Source organism: Methanomassiliicoccales archaeon, assembly GCA_026394375.1.
Lineage (GTDB): Archaea > Thermoplasmatota > Thermoplasmata > Methanomassiliicoccales > UBA472 > JAJRAL01.
In genome coordinates this window covers 16,132-34,500 of sequence record JAPKYJ010000012.1, presented here as the reverse complement: position 1 = coordinate 34,500, position 18,369 = coordinate 16,132, and the positions used below count along the sequence as shown (strand labels likewise).

Genomic DNA, 18,369 nt, shown 5'->3' with positions numbered 1-18,369 from the left:
TTGTGCACGAAGCTGCGTATGCTCGACGACGATTAAACCCTTGGGGACGAAGGTTCTGCCCGGAATTGTGTCGTTTATCGACAGTCGTCGTTCCGCCGTTTGATAACAAGTCGCAGGGGTGCTCAAACCGCTCCTTCGACGACCGACGAGACGGCGTCTCATCTCGTTCCGCTTCCAGAGAGCCCCCAACGATAGTGAAATCAAGCGTTCCCCAGGACCCTCTGGTCTCAGCAACCTTTAAGTAACGCGTATCGTAATAAAGGCCAAACAATTCCACTTGGTTCGGGAGGAATTACATACCTCTTCAAGAGGTGGCGAGAGCAATGGATAGTTCAATAAATGAAGAGCGCAGCCCGTCATTAGGCCGCGTTCTTGGCAAGAAGGCCATAGTTTACGTCGGCGTGCTAGCGTTCGTATTTGCGCTGCTGTTGATTTTCAACAGCGGCAACGCCAGCGCCGCGACTTATATTACCGGTGATGTAACAAGCAACACGACTTGGGCTCTAGGTGGAGACGACACGTACATCATCTTGAATGACATCGCGATCACCGGCTCAGGAACGACATTGACCATCGAGGCTGGTGTGCAGGTTCTGTTCAACGGGTCTTTCACACTCACCGTAGATGATGGCAACTTGATCGCGGTCGGAGACGGGTCACCCGGCGGAGGCGGTCCAGTATTCTTCGGGTCGAATGACACCTCTCCTGCAGCAGGTGACTGGAACCGGATCTATTTCGGCTCTGGCCAATCGGGCTCGCGCGTCCAGACCTGCTCCTTTGAGTATGGTAACAACCCCCTGTATATCGAGGACACCACCATCCAGATGAGCAACCTGAACTTCGAGGACATCTTGGGCAGCGCCATCACGATCATCAATGACGTTGGACCCCGGACTTACACCATCAGCGACGTCCTGGTCATCGGAGCGGAATATGGCATCGTCGTCGATTCCACTTACAATGTCACCGTGAACCTTGCGGCCGCGAACCTGTTCAATGTTGGGACCATAGGCGTCTATATAATCAGCGACGAGAACGCCACCCTCAATCTGAACGGGGCTGATATGGCCTCGCCGGGTGCGTCGATGCTGATCGGAGTATTTGTGTTTGGGAATTACGGCGCTTTCGCCACTGTCACCTCGGGCGAGATCTATGACGCCGGCGTCGATGTGTATGCGTATGCGAATGTGAATGGCGACGCGAGGGTCACGATCAACGGCGGAACGCTTGGCCGCGTGACCGGAACGCCGAGCTACGCTGTGGCGGGTATATCCGCGGGATCGGGCGATGTCATCGTCTCCGTCAACGGAGCGTTGATCACCAACGTCACCACTGGTGTTTATGCGCTATCCCCCGGGGGCGATGTGGATGTCGGCGTGACCAATTGCGATTTCGATCTGGTCACCGACTACGGCATCTACGCTTGGGCTCTGAATGGCGACCTGAACCTGGTCATATCGGACACTGACTTCAACGCTTCGGACTTTGTGGTCTACGCCGAAAGCTACGGGGATCTCGACGCGAGCATCGACCCAGTTGTCATCACCAACTCGACGACCGGGTTCTACTTGTTCGCATGGGTCGGAGATGTGACCGTGATCATGGACAACGTGTCCGCTCCCGGCCTCATCGATGCGATCTTCATCGGAGATCCGGGCATTGGCCTTCCTGAGGGTGCGGCGACCGTTACCATGAACAACTGCACGTTCCTTGGCAGCTACATCCCCGGGAGCCATGGCATCGAGGTCAATGCGAACCTCACCGTGACCCTGAATCTGAGGAACGTGGTCGTCGATGCCTACTACTACGGCATCCGGGCATCCAGCGTGAACGGGAACATCGTATTCTCGGCGGACCCGTGCTACTTCAGTCACGCCTACCTGAGCGCGATCGATCTGCAGGCGCCAACGGGCTCTGTGCAAATGACCTTGGTGGACGTCACGATGGTGGACGCGAGCTTTGTCGCTGTGCCAGCGATAAACATCGACGCAGAAGATGGAGTTGTGGCCTCGCTTACCAACGTGCTGATTGAGACGATCGGCGTGCCAACCCCCATCTTTATGAACGGCTACCTGGACATCTACACGTTCAACGGCACCATCGATTTGGACATGAATAACGTGTCTATGTTCAGCGATACGGCATCATACGGCGTATGGCTACTTGCAGCGAATGGCACCGTTGATGTGGACCTGACTGGCGTGATGATCTATCTGTACCAGGACTATGGCACGACGATGGTGGAGGGCGATCAGTCGTTCACGGTGGACGCCAACGACACCATTCTGTTCAGCGCGAATGGCTTCATAACCGTCTTCGGCTACGACAGCGTGGAGCTGACGGCCATACACGGAGATATCGTCGCGAGCTTCAATTCCTTCATGATGTACGACATCTTCGACGACTTCATCGAGATCAATGCCTACGATGGCGAGGTCTTGCTGACGGTGACCCTCGGCGACTTCAACAACACCGACATGGTCGACCAGGCGGAATTCTACTCGATGTACGATTCCCAGGTAGTCTCCGTCTTTGCGAGCGGTGACGTGGTCGTGGTGGCGGAGGGCCTGCTCAGCATCGATGTCGCGGGCGGCTTCTGGGTTTTGTCGCTACTGGGCGACATCGAACTGGAGATGACTAGCGTCTATCTGATCAGCGTGAACGCGGACTACGGAGTGTATGTTTATGCGCTCGAGGGCAGCGCCGACGTGGACCTGAACGATGTGGTCGTCATGCTGTTCGAGGACTATGGTGGCGTTTCATGGGACGGTGTATCGTCCTTCATCGTGATGGCGAACACCACTATCGAGTTCGATGCAGACGGATTGTTCATCGAATTCGGGTATGATGGCATCGAGCTAGCGAACAACTTCGGAACCATCGAAGTGAACATCGCCAACGCTGAGATTTACAACATCAAACACCGGACACTCGCGATCGATGGAGCTGCGGATGTGGAGCTGAGCCTCACGGAGTACTACGTCAACGATTCTGAAATGTTCCTCCAGACTCTCGAAAGCTTCGCGATACAGGTCGACGCGGTCGGCGGGATATCATTGAACGCGTTGAACGTTTCTATCAACGACATGCTCTATGGGATCAGGCTCGACTCAGACACGGGCGACGTCACGGTGGACGCGGATAGCGTCTATATGTGGTCCTACGTCCCCACCTTGTGGTGGAGGATGCACGAAGGTCTCCTCATCTATGCTGAGGAAGGCTCAGTGCAGGTGACCCTGGACGGATGCTCCATCGGCATGGACGCGCTCTATTCATTGACAAACATCGGCCTGGGCATCTGGGCAAACCAGTCCGTCGAGCTCGATATCAATGGACTTGCGATGTCCGAGTGGATCGATTCGATCTGGGTCTGGACGGACAACGGTAGCATAGAAGCTACCATCGACGGTCTGGACATCGAGCACAGCTATGAAATCGGCGCCGCGTTCTACGCGCCGGCGGGTGGCATAAACCTGACCATGACCAACTCGATGATCGTGAACACTACGAACCTCGGATCCGCGGTCGCAGCATTGATCGCGCAGGCGGGCGGTGACCTGAACATCGTCATGGACGGGGTCGACATAATCGTCTCCGACGGTTACGGAATGAACTTGCTCACCACCGATGGCAATCTGGTGCTGGAACTCAGCAACGTGGACATCGAGTCCTGTGGCGAGACCGGCATCAGAGGAGTGGCGGTGAACGGCAACGTCGTGGCGGAGATCGACCCGAGCCTCATCGCGGACTGCCATGTGGCCATCTATCTCGACTCGGCCTTCGACATGACCTTCTTGATGGTGGATACCACCATCTGGGAGTGCGATGAAGGCATCGAGCTGCACGCGGCCAGTGGGTTCATGGACATCGACCTTTTGTCGGACGTCTTCAACGAGACTGCCAGCTGGGCATTGTTCGCCGAGATCGACGTCGACGACATCGACTTCGACATGATCGACACGATCGTCATGGGCACGGGATGGGGCATCAACCTGTTCACATATGATGGCGCCATTGACATCGATGTCCTCGGTTCGTCGTTCGACGACAACATCAACTATGGCTTGTACGCGGACTCCACCAACGGGGACATCGACCTCTACATGGTCGATACCCTGGTCAACGATTCCTTCATCGGAATTTTGCTGGCCACCGACAACGGCAGCTTGATTATCGAGATGCACGGCGTGACCGTCTCGGCCTGCTTCATTGGCCTGGATGGCTATACCGAGGAGGGCAACATCACGGCGGTGATCGACGAGGAGAGCGTCTTCTCCGACTGCTATGTCGGCATCTACCTGGAGTCTGATGAGGACCTGAACATCGCCATGAGCGACTCGCTGGTCGAGGAATGCTATGCAGGGGTGGAGCTCTTTGCGAACATCGAGCCCTTGCTCGTCAACTACGACAACATGACCTTCGAGAGCAACAGCGTATATGGCACCTACGCATGGCTGTTCGATGGCGATATGTTCGTCAACGTGCATGACAGCCTATTCAACAACACGGATCAATGGAGCATGTACCTTGAGACGTATAACGGCACCATCTGGCTGAATATCGATCCTACTACGTTCCATCTGGGAATGTGGGGCGTCTGGGCATCGGCCTCAGAGGACATTGTGGCCACAGTGGCAGACAGCTTCTTCCTCGGACAGAGCGTCGGTGGGATGGAGATGTACGCCGGAGTGGACGTGTATCTGGATGTGACCAACACGGTCTTCAACGGCTCGGAAGCGAACAACGCGGAGATCATGATCCCGACCGAGGTGGAATCTTCGTACGCGATCGTGGACCCGGAAACGAACTACACAACGACCAACATCGCTGATTCGATGACCGTCACATTGGGATTCGACTTCCCGTTCAATGGGGTCGATTACCCCCAGGTGCTAATGTCCTATCAGGGCTGGATTTCGCCAGACCTAGGCCTCACCCCGGACCCGAGCGATCCGTATGAATTCGGGCCAAGTGGGGATTTGGAGGATTTGATCGCAGCCACACAATATGACTGGACCACCACCGAATATGCCGGCTTCGGCTACAAGGTGAACGACTCGCGCGGAGCCATGCTCCCGAACGTCGTCTTCCAGTGGTACGTGTGGGACTCCGGTCAGCCGCAGCTGAAGAACGTGTTCGAGATCTGGCTGTACGAGAACGGGGATATTGAGTTCCGCTACGCCATGATGGACGGACAGTACCTGCAGGATTACTGGTACTGGGACGATTACGCCGACTATGGCGTCAACTTCGCCAACGGGCAGAACTGGAACTTGAAGCTGCTGGATGTGGACTTCATGAACATGGACTGGAGCAGCGTGTACTTCTCCATGCAAGCCATGTCCGCGGGATTCGGTCTGTTTACATGGGCTGGCTACAACACGACTGCGACAATCACTGACAGCGAGTTCAGCCACTACATGACCGGCGGCGCTATGATGTTCTCTGAGGAGGGCTGGATGGACGTCCTCGTCGAGGCGACCGACTTCAATTACATCTACGCCGACTATTGGGACGAACCAGCTGCGTTGCAAGTCGGTAGCTCCGGAAGCATCATCGACCTTACGATAGCTGAGAGCTGCAGCTTCGACTACATCCGCGGAGTGGCGATATTCGCCTTCGATACTCCGACCGGCGGTGGCGTATCGACCATGAGCATCACTAACATGATGTTCCATGAGGTCACAGTGACCGCCTGGCTAATGAGCACCGTGGTTGAAGGCCCAGATGCTCCTGGAATCGTGGACTTCGTCGGCACGAAGACGTTCAGCAACAACGTTGGCGATCAAGTGGGCGAGATGCTCCTGGAGACCAATCTAGAGGTTGGCAACAGCACCTGGAGCGTCACCGTGAACGACATCATGGAGGACAACGTCCTCACCGGCGGAGTCAACCGCTGGTTCGCGACCGATGAGTATGGATATCTCGCAACCGACGCGATGCTCGGAAGCGACCTTGACATCGATGCGGGCGACGCAGGTGTGGCCACGGTAGATTGGGACGTCGCTGCGAACGACAACCAGATCGAAGAGGCTGGCTGGGTCATCTATGACTACTACTACTACGAAGCCTACACCTCTCCAGTGATGGACGCCATCGAAGCGGACGGCAATGCGGACGTGAGCGAGGAAGCCACGGTGACCTTCAATGCCGAGCTAACGGCGGAGGGCAACAACCTGAGCAGCTGGATGTGCGAGTTCTGGGAGGGCGTGGACTTCGAGGCCAACGGCGATCTGATCGATGGCGAACTGTTCCTTACCGCCACGATGAACGTGAACGACAACCTCATGGACTTCGAGGCGGGAGGGTATAACGGCATCGATATGGGTACTTGGATCGATGCACAGAACGGCCTTGGCGATGCGACCTTGGAAGCGACCTATACGGCCACGAACAATGAGATCTATGGGCTGTGGTATAATGGCATATACATCCAGGCGGGAATGGACGCTTCGAACCAGTTCGGTGCCTTCTTCAGCAGCGCGAACGCGCTGGTGACGGACAACACCATCTACGTGGGCGGAGTGGGGGTCTATCTCTACTTCTACAATGAAGTAGGGTTCAACCACTACTTCCCACCGTACGAAATGAGCGTGGACTCGAGCGCGGATATGCTGTTCTCCGGCACGGTCACCAGGAACTCGATTGAGGGAGACACCGGTGTGTATCTGGAAGTGGACTCCTATGCCACCGAGGACTACTATGGTGTGTTCAGCAATGCTAGCGCGAATATTGCTGGTTCTCTGGACGTGACGGAGAACGAAATCTACGCCTACGGAGATAGCAGCGACGAAGGAGGAGTGTCCATCTACCTGTATGTCCAAGCTTGGGCAGGGGACGCTATCGCCACCGGCGACTTCGATGTGACGGTCGAGAACAACTACATCGGATTCTGGGGCGACTACGGCGCGGGCATCTATGTGGAGACCTACACCGAGGTTGGAACGGAGAATTACCGCTACTTCGACGAGCCGACCTGCACCATGACCACGGACTTCTCGTTCCGCAATCTGACCTTGGTAGGCGATGGGATCGAGATGTACCAATACGTGGATGGATACCGGAGCTCGGGCGAGGCCTATCTGACCACCAACGTCCTAGTGCGCGACCTAACTGCATACTACTTTAGTGACGAGGGCGTGTTCGTGGGAGTGTATCCGACAGCGGAGTATAGCCCGAGCTACTCGGGCTATCCGGAAGTCCACTCCGACGTGGAGATCCTCGTGACCAACCTGACCGCCTATGGCGACGACTCCGGATACGGGGAATGCGTTGGCATTGAGATCGCCTCGGAAGGCTCCGATGCCTACGCTGAAGGCAGCGTGACGATAGTGGAGAACGACCTAGAGGGTGCCTACGACGGCGTCTATGTCTGGACCTACCCGGCCGAGGTGCCGGTGCTCATCGCTGACAACTACATCGCATATTGCAGCGAGGGCATTGAGCTCTGGAACGTGGATATGACCGTCGAGCGCAACACTCTGATCTATAACTACGACTACGGCATCGATCTGTACGGCGGCACTGGAACGATCACTGACAACACCATCAGCGCATGGGGCGACGACGATGCGATCGGCATCTACGTGGACGTGGACACTGACGACTTCAGCTACCTGAATGGAATGGTCTACTTCCTGACGATCGAGAACAACGTGCTGAGCGACCTGGGTGACGACGGCATTTACATCTCGGACGCTGAGTACCTCTATATCCAGAGCAACACCTTCACCAACATCGGTGGCAGCGGTGTCGATCTGGATAGCGAGTATGTCGGTCTCGGTTACGCCTCCTATGAGGTGACGGTGGATCAGAACGACTTCACCAACATCGGGGACGTGGGCGTGTTCATGTCCGGTGTGCTCTATCTAGACGTCCACCAGAATACGGTGAACAGTGCCGATGAGGGCATCGAGGTCGAAGATAGCTACTTTGTCAGTATCGAGGACAACGTCCTGGCCAACGTCAACGATGGTATCGACATAGAGGACAGCTACCAGGTGGAGATCCTGAACAACGTCCTCAGCACCTCCGATATCGAGACTGGCGATGAGGTAGTCGCTCCAGGCTACGGCGACTGGAACGTAGGCTTGAACCTAGAGGACCTGAGCTACGTGCTGGTCGACAACATCACCATCACCGGGTTCAACGATGGCGTGACAGTGGATGATGTGGATCACCTCATCTTCTCTGACAGCAGCGTGACCTGGAACCTGGGTAACGGCATGTCCGTGGAAGACTCCTCTGAAGTCATAATCGAGAACAGCGTCTTCACCGACAACGCCTGGATGGGCGTCTACTTCAACGACACGGTTGAAGTCATCTTCAGTGACAACTTGGTCAACCACAACGGCATGGAAGGACTGGTGTTCAGCTTCTGCGTAGACGTCATTGTCTACAACGGCGAATACAGGAACAATGGCGAGCACGGTATCGTGTGCTGGTTCTCCGCGATAAGCTGGATCGTCGATGCGGAGAGCATCGTGGAAGTGAACCCGGTTGACTTCAACGGCCTCCTGACCGTCGTGGACGGCGGTGTGCTATGGCTCGAAGACGTCTACATGGAGATCGGCGCTGGTGAGTACGGCAGCTTCTCCGTCATCACGGTGGAGCAGGGCGGCGAGATGCATGCCATCGACACCACCTTCGACGGGTACTATCTGTGGGAGTTCAACGTGTTCGGTGTCTTGGAGATGATCAGCTCCGCGGAGTACGGAGCGCTCGAACTGTACCTCGGCGAGACCTCGCAGGCCACGATCGAGACCAGCTCCATCATGTGGAACGAGCGCAACGGTATCCACGTGGTCGGCTGTTCGCCGGTGATCATGCTAACCACCATCGCGCTGAATGACCGCAACGGTATGTACATCGAAGGCGCATCGGCGGCCCCCAAGGTCACCGACTGCATGATCATCCTGAACATGCGCGGCGTGTACGCGGTAGGCTCGCACTTGGAGGACTTGACTGACAACGTGTTCGCCTTGAACTACGAGGCGGGAGTGTTCGCGGAGCAAGTGCAGGGCACCATCCACGACAACATGTTCCTGCTCAACGCCAAGGAGATATACGTCAAGGACAGCATCGTATCCATCCAGGACAACCAGATCGGCTACACCACCCTGGTACAGGTGCTGATGGAGTTCTCTCCCTTGCTCGGACTGATGAACCTCTCCGGTGAGATATTCCTGCCCATCATTGGCAGCTACGTCGACACCGAGCTGGTCATCAACATCCTGGCGCACCACGTCGGTCTGTATGCCACCAACTCTGAGGTAACCACCAGCGGCAACGTCTACGGCCTGCTCACCACGGCGGTCATCGTGACCGACACTGAGCTCACGTTCGGCGACGAGATCAAGCAGAACATCCTGCTGGTCCCGTACATGGGCGTGGACTCCGTGATCCGCGTGATAAGCATGCCGGTGCCAGTCTATGACGGCATCGTGGCGAAGAACTCCAACGTGATCATGAGCGACGCCAAGATCGACGTGCTGGACGACGCGCTGTTCCTGGACCACTCGACCGCTACAGTAAGCTCGAGCACCCTGACGGCGATGGACTTCAGCTTCTACCTGATCCGGGACTCGCATGCCTCGGCGGCCGACTGTACGTTCGGCAAGGTGAAGGTGGAGGACACCTCGACCTTCTCGGTGAGCGAGAAGCTGACCGTGATCGTGGAGGACGCATGGGCCGCAGCAGTGGCCAATGTGCCAGTGAAGATAGCGAGCGCGACCGGTGCAGTGATCGCAACGGGCAGCACCGACGCGGAAGGCAAGTTCGTGGCCACGGTGGCCGCCTACGTGCAGACCGCGGCGGGCAAGGACTCGAGTGTGCAGCCCTACGCGGTCACGGCCAACTACACGCTAGTGCCAACCACTGGCTACCCAGGCTACAATGCGACGTGGAGCCCACCGATCGTCACCAAGAGCGTCAGCATCTCCGGTCCGAGCAGCGTCACCATCCAGACCGGCATGATCATCCGCTACCAGCTAGTGACGGTCGCCCAAGATCCGGACGGCCGCGCGGTGCCGGGAGCGAGCGTGGTCTACAAGAACGCTCAGGGTGAGACGGTAAAGACCGGGACCACCGATGCGCAGGGCCAGTACTCTGACCTGGTGATCGCCTACGTCATGAACCCGTCCTCCGGCAAGGACACCAGCATGAACCCGTACGATGTGACCGTGACCTATCCATTGTTGGTCACAGGCTACGCGGGCCGTGTAGTGTTCAACCCGAGAACGGTGTCGGCGAGCGCCACCATGGAGCAGCAGATCACCACCGTGACCGTGAAGACCGGCATCATCATGTACTTCGATCTGACCGTGACCGCCAAGAACAAGGAGAACAAGACGGCGGCGGGCGTTTGGATCGTGGTGTATGACGCGACCGGCGCAGTGGCTGGAAACGGCCCGACCAACGAGAACGGCGTGTTCTCGATCGAACTGGTCGGCTGGACCCAGGCCGCTGATGGCACGATAGACACCACCATGAACCCGTACACGGTCGTGGCGGCGTTCTCCAGCGGTGAGGTCCAGAGCCTCGTGGACATGAGCTCCGGTTCCATGTCGATAGTGATCATGGAGCACGTGGAGCCAGCCTACGATTGGACCCCGGTGGCGATCATGGGCGGCGTAGCGGCCCTAGTGCTGGGCGCGGCGTTGTTCGTCGTAGCCCGCAAGCCTTAAACCTCTTTCCTAATCCCTTTTCCTTTAATTTTTCTTCTTTCCTTGCTGGATGAGCGATAGCTCCCCCCCGGCCAAGCGCAAAAAGGGTTTAAGCGTGAGAATGGCATCTCTGGCCGGTGGCGGCCGAATGAACTATTCCACCCGAGTGGCTGAAGAGCTCTCCCGCGCCCGAGCGAAAGAGGGCGATATGGTCCAGGTCAGAAGCAAGGGCGGAGAGCGCACCGGCGTGCTCATGCCCCATCACGAGTTCTCTGACCCCGACGTCCTGGTGCTTAAGCTAAAGAGCGGCTACAACATCGGCGTCCGCCTTGAGGAAGGGGCATCCGTCGAGGTCGTGAGCAAAGGGGAGAAGAAGGAACGTCACCCTCGTCATCAGCGTTCTAGTGAGGGAGCAAGGAAGATAGCGGTCATCGGGACCGGGGGCACGATCGCTTCCTACGTGGACTACCGTACCGGGGCGGTGCACCCTGCCCTGAGCGCCGAGGACCTGATGGCCACGGTGCCCGAGATATCGGACCTGTGCCAGATAGACGCCAAGGTATTGTTCTCGATCTTCAGCGAGAACATGCGCGTGGAGCATTGGCAAAGGATAGCGGAAGCGACGGCGGACCGCCTGAGCTCCGGGGACGAGGGCTGCATCGTGCCTCATGGAACGGATACCATGGGCTATACCTCGGCCGCGCTATCGTTCATGCTGGACGAGCTGCCACGTTCGGTCGTATTGGTAGGCGCGCAGCGCTCCTCCGATCGGCCTTCTTCGGATGCCTACAGCAATCTCCTCGCGGCCACCAGGTTCTGCCTGGAGGCGGACGCCGCCGAGGTCTTCGTTCTCATGCACGCGGGCATCTCCGACACCTCCGCCTCGGTGCACCGGGGCACGAGGGTGCGCAAGATGCACACTTCCAGGCGGGATGCGTTCCAGAGCATCAATTCCTCTCCCGTGGCGAAGGTGGAGTTCGAGAAGGGCATCGAGATCCTCTCGTCTATCAAGCCCAAGAGCTCGTCCAAGGTGAGCCTGCGCACCGCCATGGAAGAGAAGGTATCGCTGATCCAGTTCTACCCGGGCATGTCCACCCGTTCCTTCGGATCCTTGGCCAAGGACGACCGAGGCATAGTCATCGCCGGCACCGGGCTCGGACACGTCTCCGCCGACCTGATCAAGGAGATCAGGAAGGCGATCGCCGGCGGCACCACGGTGGTCATGTGCTCCCAATGTCTGCATGGACGGGTCAACCTCAACGTCTACGACACCGGGCGCGATCTTCTTGCCGCCGGAGTGATACCGGGCGAGGACATGCTGCCCGAGACCGCCTACATTAAGCTCATGTGGGCATTGGCGAACACTTCCAGCGAAAAGGAGCTACGCAGCACGATGATCACGGATCTACGAGGAGAGCTCAGCCAAAGGAGGGAGATCGATGACTGAGCCGCTCACCTGCGGCATCGAGATCCACCAGCAGCTGGACACCAAGAAGCTCTTCTGCTCTTGCGAGACTGAGCTAGTGGAGGAGGAAGGCAGGACGATCTTGCGCCGCCTCCGGCCCACGCAGAGCGAGCTGGGGGAGGTGGACCGGGCCGCCCTGGCGCAAGCGGAAAGGAAGATGAGGTTCCGCTATCAAGCTCCGAGAAAGGCAGCCTGTCTGGTGGAGGCGGACGAGGAGCCTCCCCACGACGCCGACGCGCAGGCGGTGGATGTCACTTTGACAGTGGCGGCGCTTCTCCACGCTAAAGTGGCGGACGAAGTGCACTTCATGCGCAAGATCGTCATCGATGGCTCCAACACCAGTGGCTTCCAGCGCACCGCCCTGGTGGCGGTGGACGGACAGATGCAGGTCGGGGAGAAGAAGATAAAGATCCAGAGCATCTGCCTGGAGGAGGATGCGGCTCGAAAGGTGGAGGCCAAGGGGCAGGAGGTGACCTACCGTCTGGACCGGTTAGGCATACCTCTCATAGAGATCGCCACCGGACCGGACATGCACACCCCCGAGGAGGTGAAGGAGGTGGCCGCCAGGCTCGGCTCCATTCTTCGGGCTACGAAGCGCGTCAAGCGAGGCATCGGGACCATCCGGGAGGATTTGAACATCTCCATCCCGGGAGGCGCAAGGGTCGAGGTCAAGGGAGTGCAGGAGCTGCGCATGCTTCCGCTCTTCGTGCAGAAGGAAGTGGAGCGACAGCGCAACCTGTTGGCGGTGAAGGACGAGCTGTTGAAACGGGGAACGAAGTCAGCCGTCATCAAGGTCATCGACCTCACTCCCATTCTCATTGAATCCAAATCCAAAGTGCTATCCTCGTCCATCGCCAAAGGAGGGAAGGTGCTGGGCGCGGCCATGCCTGGATTCGCAGGGTTGATGAAGAGCCCGGACGGCAAGCTCAGGCTGGGCGCGGAGATGGCGCAGTACGCTCGGGCAAAAGGGGTCATGGGCATATTCCATTCGGACGAGCTGCCGGGATACGGCGTCACTCCTGCGGAAGTGCAGAAGGTGCGGGAGGCGCTCTCTCTGCCCGAAGGTGAGTCCTTCGCCCTGTGCGCGGACGAGCCGGAGAGGGCAGAGGCGGCTTTGAAGGCGGCGGTGGACCGGGCGAACCTGGCGTTGGCGGGGGTGCCGGAGGAGACCCGGGACCCATTGCCCGATGGCTCCACGACCTACAGCCGTCCATTGCCTGGTGCCAGTCGAATGTATCCGGAGACGGACGTCAGACCGATCGTGGTATCGGAGGAGAAGATGAGGTCCATCGCCTCCAGCCTTCCGGAGATGCCGGAGCAGACCATCCTTCGCTTCGTCTCCAGGTACGGGGTGCACGAGCAGCAGGCGCGTCAGATAGTGCGCGATGGCTACGAGACGCTGTTCGAAGAGCTGGCATCGAAGCACGATATGGCCTCGGTGGCGGCCCGCACCCTCCTGAGCACCATGCCGGAGCTGGAGCACGAAGGTCAGGACACGAGCAAGCTGGACGAAGCCCGCCTTCTGGAAGCGTTCCTGTGCCTGAAAGAAGGCAGCTTCGCCAAGGAAGCCATGCCCGATGTGCTTCGCCAGATGGCCCAAGGGAAAAGGGCCAGAGAGGCAGTGGAATCGCTGGGCATTCATAAGGTGGGCTCGGGAGAAGCCGAGGACGCCATAGCGGCCATCGTCAAGGAGCGCGAATCATTCGTGCGCGAGAAGGGACTGGCGGCGGCCGGGCCGCTCATGGGCGTGGTCATGGAGCGGCTCAAAGGAAAAGTGGACGGGAAGACCGCCAGCGATCTGCTGAAGAAGGAGATTGCCAAGCTGCTGAGCTAAGGAAGGCGCAGTCTCTCGACCCAAAGCTCCTCGAAGAACAGATTCCTCGAGGCCAACCTCTCCCTCCGGTATTGGGAAAGGATGCAGGTGAGCGGCGCTTCGCGCATGGTGTCGGAGAGCAGCACCAGCATCTCGCCTCCCTTGGCCAGATGCTCCGGCGCCTCGGTCAGGAAGCGCTCCAGGACCTGGATCCCTTCTTCTCCCCCGGCCCAGGACCGTTCGATGTCCCCTTTGTCATCGCCAGGCAGGTAGGGGGGATTGAAGACGATGAGGTCGAAACGTCCTTCCACGTCCAAGAAAAGGTCTGAATGGATCACCTCCACTTCCAGGCCGTTTCGCTCGGCATTCTCCTTGGCGCAGGAGACTGCATAGGGGTTGATGTCAACCGCCGTTACCTCTGCGCCTGCCAGGGCGCAATGCAGGGCGATGATGCCGGTGCCGCAACCCATCTCCAGGACCCTCTTCCCCTCGACCTCGCTCACGCAATCCAATAGTAGAAATGTGTCCTCGCGCGGAGGATAGACTCGCTCGCACTCTTGGATTCGGATCCGAGGATCATATTTCATCTTGCCCGCTCAAGGAAGCACATCTTCGCAGATAGACCTCACGGCTGAGGGCGGTCGGAACATCGAAACGCACTTATCCATCCAGGCGTTTGGCGGGGTGGGAGTGATCGGTTGGACATCTTCTCCTTGGCGGCCATAGCGGCGATCGTCATCGCAGTCGCTCTGGCCGGTCTAAAGCGCTTCGGCATGACCCAGCTGCTTATCCTGGGCTGCATGGCGGTCTTCACCCTGGAGATCGTCGCGCCGCGAGGCACGATCATCGAAGAGCTGAGCTTCCAGCCGATCTTCTTGACCAACGGCCAATCGCTCTACACGGTGTTCACGAGCATGTTCGTGCACGCGGACGTGTTCCACATCTTCGGCAACATGCTCTTCCTCCTTCTGGTGGGCGTGCCACTGGAAGACCGGGTCGGCAAGCGCAAGTTCGCGGGCATCTTCTTCATCGCGGGGGTGGCAGCTGTGCTGGTCGAGTCCCTGGTCCGCTGGGACACCCCCACTCTCATCCTAGGTGCCTCCGGCGCCATTTCCGGCGTCATGGGCGCCATGCTTCTGCTCTATCCCAAGGACCGCATTCCCATGTTCGTCGGTCCTATTTTCCTTCCAAGCGTGGCGGTCTGGATCGCCGTTGGTACCTGGTTCGGTCTGCAGGTCTTCTACCTGGCATTCTACGGCACCGCCTCCGGTACGGCCTACGGCGCGCATCTGGGCGGCTTCCTGGCCGGCATGGTGTTAGGGCAGCTTCTGCCCGCCGGTGAGAAACGGGAGAAGGTCAGGGAGGTGAACCTGGCGCCACTGGAGGCACTAGCCACCACGCCCCAGTTGAGGAACGCCCTGGACAAGGCGAAAGGAGAGCAGGAAAGGGAGGTGCGCGATGCCTGGCTCGACTATTTCGCCAAACATGCCAAATGCCCGCAATGCGGTTCCGCCTACGCCTTCAAAGGCTCGAAGCTCAAATGCCAGAACGGGCACGAGGTGAACCTCAAGTGACCTTGCCCCAGGTGCGCGTGCTGTGCGAAGGCTTCATCCGCCGGGACGGAAAGGCGATATTGGAGGCGCACGGGTCCTCCACCCTCGTTCTGTGCGATCCACATAGACTGGTTGTGGACACATCTAGCCCAGCCTATCGCGATCGCGTTCTGGCGGCCTTGGTCAGGGAGGGCATAGACCCGGAGCAGGTGGACCTCCTGGTCAACACCCACGACCATCACGACCATACAGGGAACAACCAGCTGTTCCGGATGGCCAAGCCCTTGACGCTCGGACGAGGGGAGAAGGAGAGAAGCATCTGTCCAGGCGTGAAGCAGGTCGCCACCCCCGGCCACACCCATTCCAGTGTGAGCGTCTTCGTCGAGTCAGAGGTGCGCTATGCGATCGTAGGGGATGCCATTCCTACCCGGGACAACTACGAGAAATGGCTGCCTCCAGGCATCAATTGCGACCCTGACCTGGCCCTCCGGAGCATGCGTTCCATCGTCGACTTTGCGGACGTCATCGTGCCGGGGCACGGCCCTCCCTTCCGCGTGGACCGATAAGTTCTATACATCCTCGGCATAATCTGAGGCGAAAAAGCACAAGTGATATTCATGGCCATACCGAACTCACTCTATCTGAACTGCCCCAACTGCGGCGAGAAGCGACTGCACGAGGTCCTGCGCGGCCGCATAGGCAAGGGAGGGGACGTGCTCGAGACCACCGTCAAATGCCAAGAATGCGCGCACGTGCACACCACGGTGGTGCGAGAGCCCAAGAGCGTCAAAGTGCCCATCATCGTCAGCGAACTCGGCCAGTCGAAGCGCTTCGAGTTCGAGTTCGGGGAGGACGAGATGGTGTCTGTGGACGACGAGCTGTTCGTGGAGGACGCCAACGTCGTCATCACCTCCATCGAGAAGGAGGGCGCAAGGGTGAGCCAAGCGACCGCAGGAGAGATATCCACCATCTGGGGCAAGCGCTTCGACAAGGTGCGCGTGAAGATATCCGTCAACAAGACCTCCAAGACGCTGGCGGCGGAGATCTTCGCCCTGCCGGACGAGGAGTTCTATGTCGGCGACACCTTCACCGTAGGCAAGGACGACGTGGTCATCCACTACATCAAGACCAAAGAGGGCATGGTGCGCAGCGGCGGCGTGCCTGCGAGGGACATAGTCCGCATCTACACCAAGCGCATGCGCGCCACCTACAAGTGAGGTGCTCATGGACCTCAGGGAGGCCAGGAAGCGGATGGTGCGGCGGCTGCTGGACAGCGGCTACATCTCCGGTCCGGCGGTCTCCAAGGCCATGGAGGCGGTGGAGCGGCATCTATTCCTTCCAGGCGAGCTGGTGGAACAAGCCTACCTAGACACGCCCCTGCACATCGGCGAAGGACAGACCATCTCCGCGCCGCACATGGTGGGGATTATGGTAGAGGCTCTTGACCTCCGGGCGGGGCAGAGAGTGCTGGAGGTCGGAGGTGGATCAGGCTACCACGCAGCGGTCATGGCCGAGCTGATCAGGCCCGGCGGCCGCGTGTATAGCATGGAGCGCATCGAGAGCCTCGCCTCCTCCGCCAAGAAGAACCTCCAGGCGGCTGGATATGCGGACGTGGTGGAGACGGTGGTGGGGGACGGCACCAAGGGGCTGCCGGAGCACGCACCCTACGACCGGATCTCCATCGCCGCCGCCTCCCCTGGGATACCGCAACCGCTCAAAGAGCAGCTGGTGGAGGGCGGCAAGCTCCTCATCCCCGTCGGAGGAAGGTTCTACCAAGAACTTATGCTGGTGATCCGAAAGGGCAGCGACTATCAGCAACGCAATCTAGGGGGCTGCGTGTTCGTTCCGCTCATCGGCGAGCATGGGTTCAAGGATTGATGCTATCTTTCGGCGTTCAGGATGTAGGGCAGCACGGCCTTGATGCTTTTGTCCCTGACAACATGCGTGGCCTTCTTTACGACCACGCTGTCGGTGGGGTTGAAGGCGATGGACATGGCGCATGCCTCGAACATCGGAATGTCCACGAAGGAATCGCCGACGCAGGCGGCCCGGTCGCCTTTGATGCCGTATTTGGCCAATAGCTGGTCCAGGGCGGAACGCTTGTTCTTGAGCTCCACGCGCAGAAGACCCTCCCCGGTCAGCTTCCCGTTCTCGTCGCACTCCACGCCGTTCGCTAGCCAGTCGTCGAACCCATAGCGGGAGGCGATCTTCTCCGCCACGATGTCCAGGCCCCCGGAGACGATGACCGTCCTGATGCCGTTCGTCCTCAGGATACGTATCGTCTCCTCGATGCCCTCGTTCATCGGCAACGGAGCGAGGATCAGCTCCAGCTCCTCCCGGCAGAGCTGCGGGCGCTTCCTCCGCCACAGGGAGATGTCCCGACGCATGAACTCCATGTCGTCGATGCGGCCGTCGATGAAGGCCTGGATGGCCGCCTCGTTCTGCACCTGGAAATGGTCATGCACCCAGGTCCAGCAACTCGTGTAGTTCACCAGCACCCCGTCCATGTCGAAAGCCACCAGGTCAAAACGCCTCTGGTCCACGAACGCATTCAATCCGCTCCAGCTATTAAACGATTCTGCGTATGGTTAGGTTGAAATCGGAAGCCGTGAATGCACTTGATGAGAAGATGATCTGTCCTCGCTGCGGCAACTTCACGGACGAGCACTACCTCTATTGCGTGAGCTGCAATTTCCCCCTGCCTCATCCAGGCTGGAATCTGCCGTCGGATCGGACCACAGACACTTTGGCGTGGGTTCTCATCTACTTATTAATCGGAGGGCTGACCGTTTCCGTCATCCTTGCCGCAGCAGTGTATCTGTTCGTCCTTGGCCTTTGACCAGATGGGCCGGGCCAAAGGGTTATAGAGGGCCT

General features: G+C 58.7%; 10 protein-coding genes. 8 read left to right on the top strand and 2 right to left on the bottom strand.

Translation table 11 applies throughout. The features are described from left to right. The first annotated feature begins 323 nt into the window (after window positions 1–323). The 3 genes from NT137_01900 (at window position 324) to gatE (ending at window position 13,963) form a co-directional block, all read left to right on the top strand. Complete coding sequence (locus NT137_01900) at window positions 324–10,685, top strand: right-handed parallel beta-helix repeat-containing protein (protein ID MCX6652091.1); 10,362 nt, start codon at window positions 324–326, stop codon at window positions 10,683–10,685. Between the two features lie 127 nt (window positions 10,686–10,812). Next, window positions 10,813–12,111: a Glu-tRNA(Gln) amidotransferase subunit GatD gene (gene gatD / locus NT137_01895; protein ID MCX6652090.1), complete on the top strand. Its 1,299-nt coding sequence runs from the start codon at window positions 10,813–10,815 to the stop codon at window positions 12,109–12,111. Further along, window positions 12,104–13,963, top strand: coding sequence for a Glu-tRNA(Gln) amidotransferase subunit GatE (gatE, locus tag NT137_01890; GenBank protein ID MCX6652089.1), 1,860 nt, complete (start codon window positions 12,104–12,106; stop codon window positions 13,961–13,963). Before gatD ends, gatE begins: the two co-directional genes overlap by 8 nt. Here the strand turns inward: gatE and NT137_01885 are convergent. After that, on the bottom strand, window positions 13,960–14,529 hold the full coding sequence (locus NT137_01885; protein MCX6652088.1) for a methyltransferase: 570 nt from the start codon (window positions 14,527–14,529) through the stop codon (window positions 13,960–13,962). The two genes, gatE and NT137_01885, sit on opposite strands and share 4 nt — an antisense overlap. A 111-nt stretch (window positions 14,530–14,640) precedes the next feature. On the opposite strand from NT137_01885, the gene NT137_01880 reads away from it, so the two are divergent. Genes NT137_01880 through NT137_01865 form a run of 4 tightly spaced genes read left to right on the top strand, consistent with a single transcriptional unit; the run spans window position 14,641 to window position 17,373 of the window. Continuing rightward, window positions 14,641–15,516 carry a rhomboid family intramembrane serine protease gene (locus NT137_01880; GenBank protein MCX6652087.1) on the top strand — a complete coding sequence of 292 codons (876 nt, stop codon included), beginning with the start codon at window positions 14,641–14,643 and terminating at the stop codon, window positions 15,514–15,516. Further along, window positions 15,513–16,061, top strand: coding sequence for an MBL fold metallo-hydrolase (locus NT137_01875; protein MCX6652086.1), 549 nt, complete (start codon window positions 15,513–15,515; stop codon window positions 16,059–16,061). The genes NT137_01880 and NT137_01875 overlap by 4 nt, the downstream gene beginning before the upstream one ends. A gap of 51 nt (window positions 16,062–16,112) precedes the next feature. Further along, window positions 16,113–16,712 (top strand): HVO_0476 family zinc finger protein, encoded by a 600-nt coding sequence (locus tag NT137_01870; GenBank protein MCX6652085.1) that lies wholly within the window; start codon window positions 16,113–16,115, stop codon window positions 16,710–16,712. A 7-nt stretch (window positions 16,713–16,719) separates the two neighbouring features. Next, window positions 16,720–17,373, top strand: a complete 654-nt coding sequence (locus NT137_01865) for a protein-L-isoaspartate(D-aspartate) O-methyltransferase (protein MCX6652084.1) — start codon at window positions 16,720–16,722, stop codon at window positions 17,371–17,373. A gap of 2 nt (window positions 17,374–17,375) precedes the next feature. Here the strand turns inward: NT137_01865 and NT137_01860 are convergent, their stop codons facing one another. Continuing rightward, the gene (locus NT137_01860; protein MCX6652083.1) at window positions 17,376–18,038 is read right to left on the bottom strand and encodes an HAD family phosphatase; all 663 of its coding nucleotides are present in this window, start codon (window positions 18,036–18,038) and stop codon (window positions 17,376–17,378) included. A gap of 41 nt (window positions 18,039–18,079) precedes the next feature. On the opposite strand from NT137_01860, the gene NT137_01855 reads away from it, so the two are divergent. Next, window positions 18,080–18,334: a hypothetical protein gene (locus tag NT137_01855; GenBank protein MCX6652082.1), complete on the top strand. Its 255-nt coding sequence runs from the start codon at window positions 18,080–18,082 to the stop codon at window positions 18,332–18,334. Window positions 18,335–18,369 lie beyond the last annotated feature (35 nt).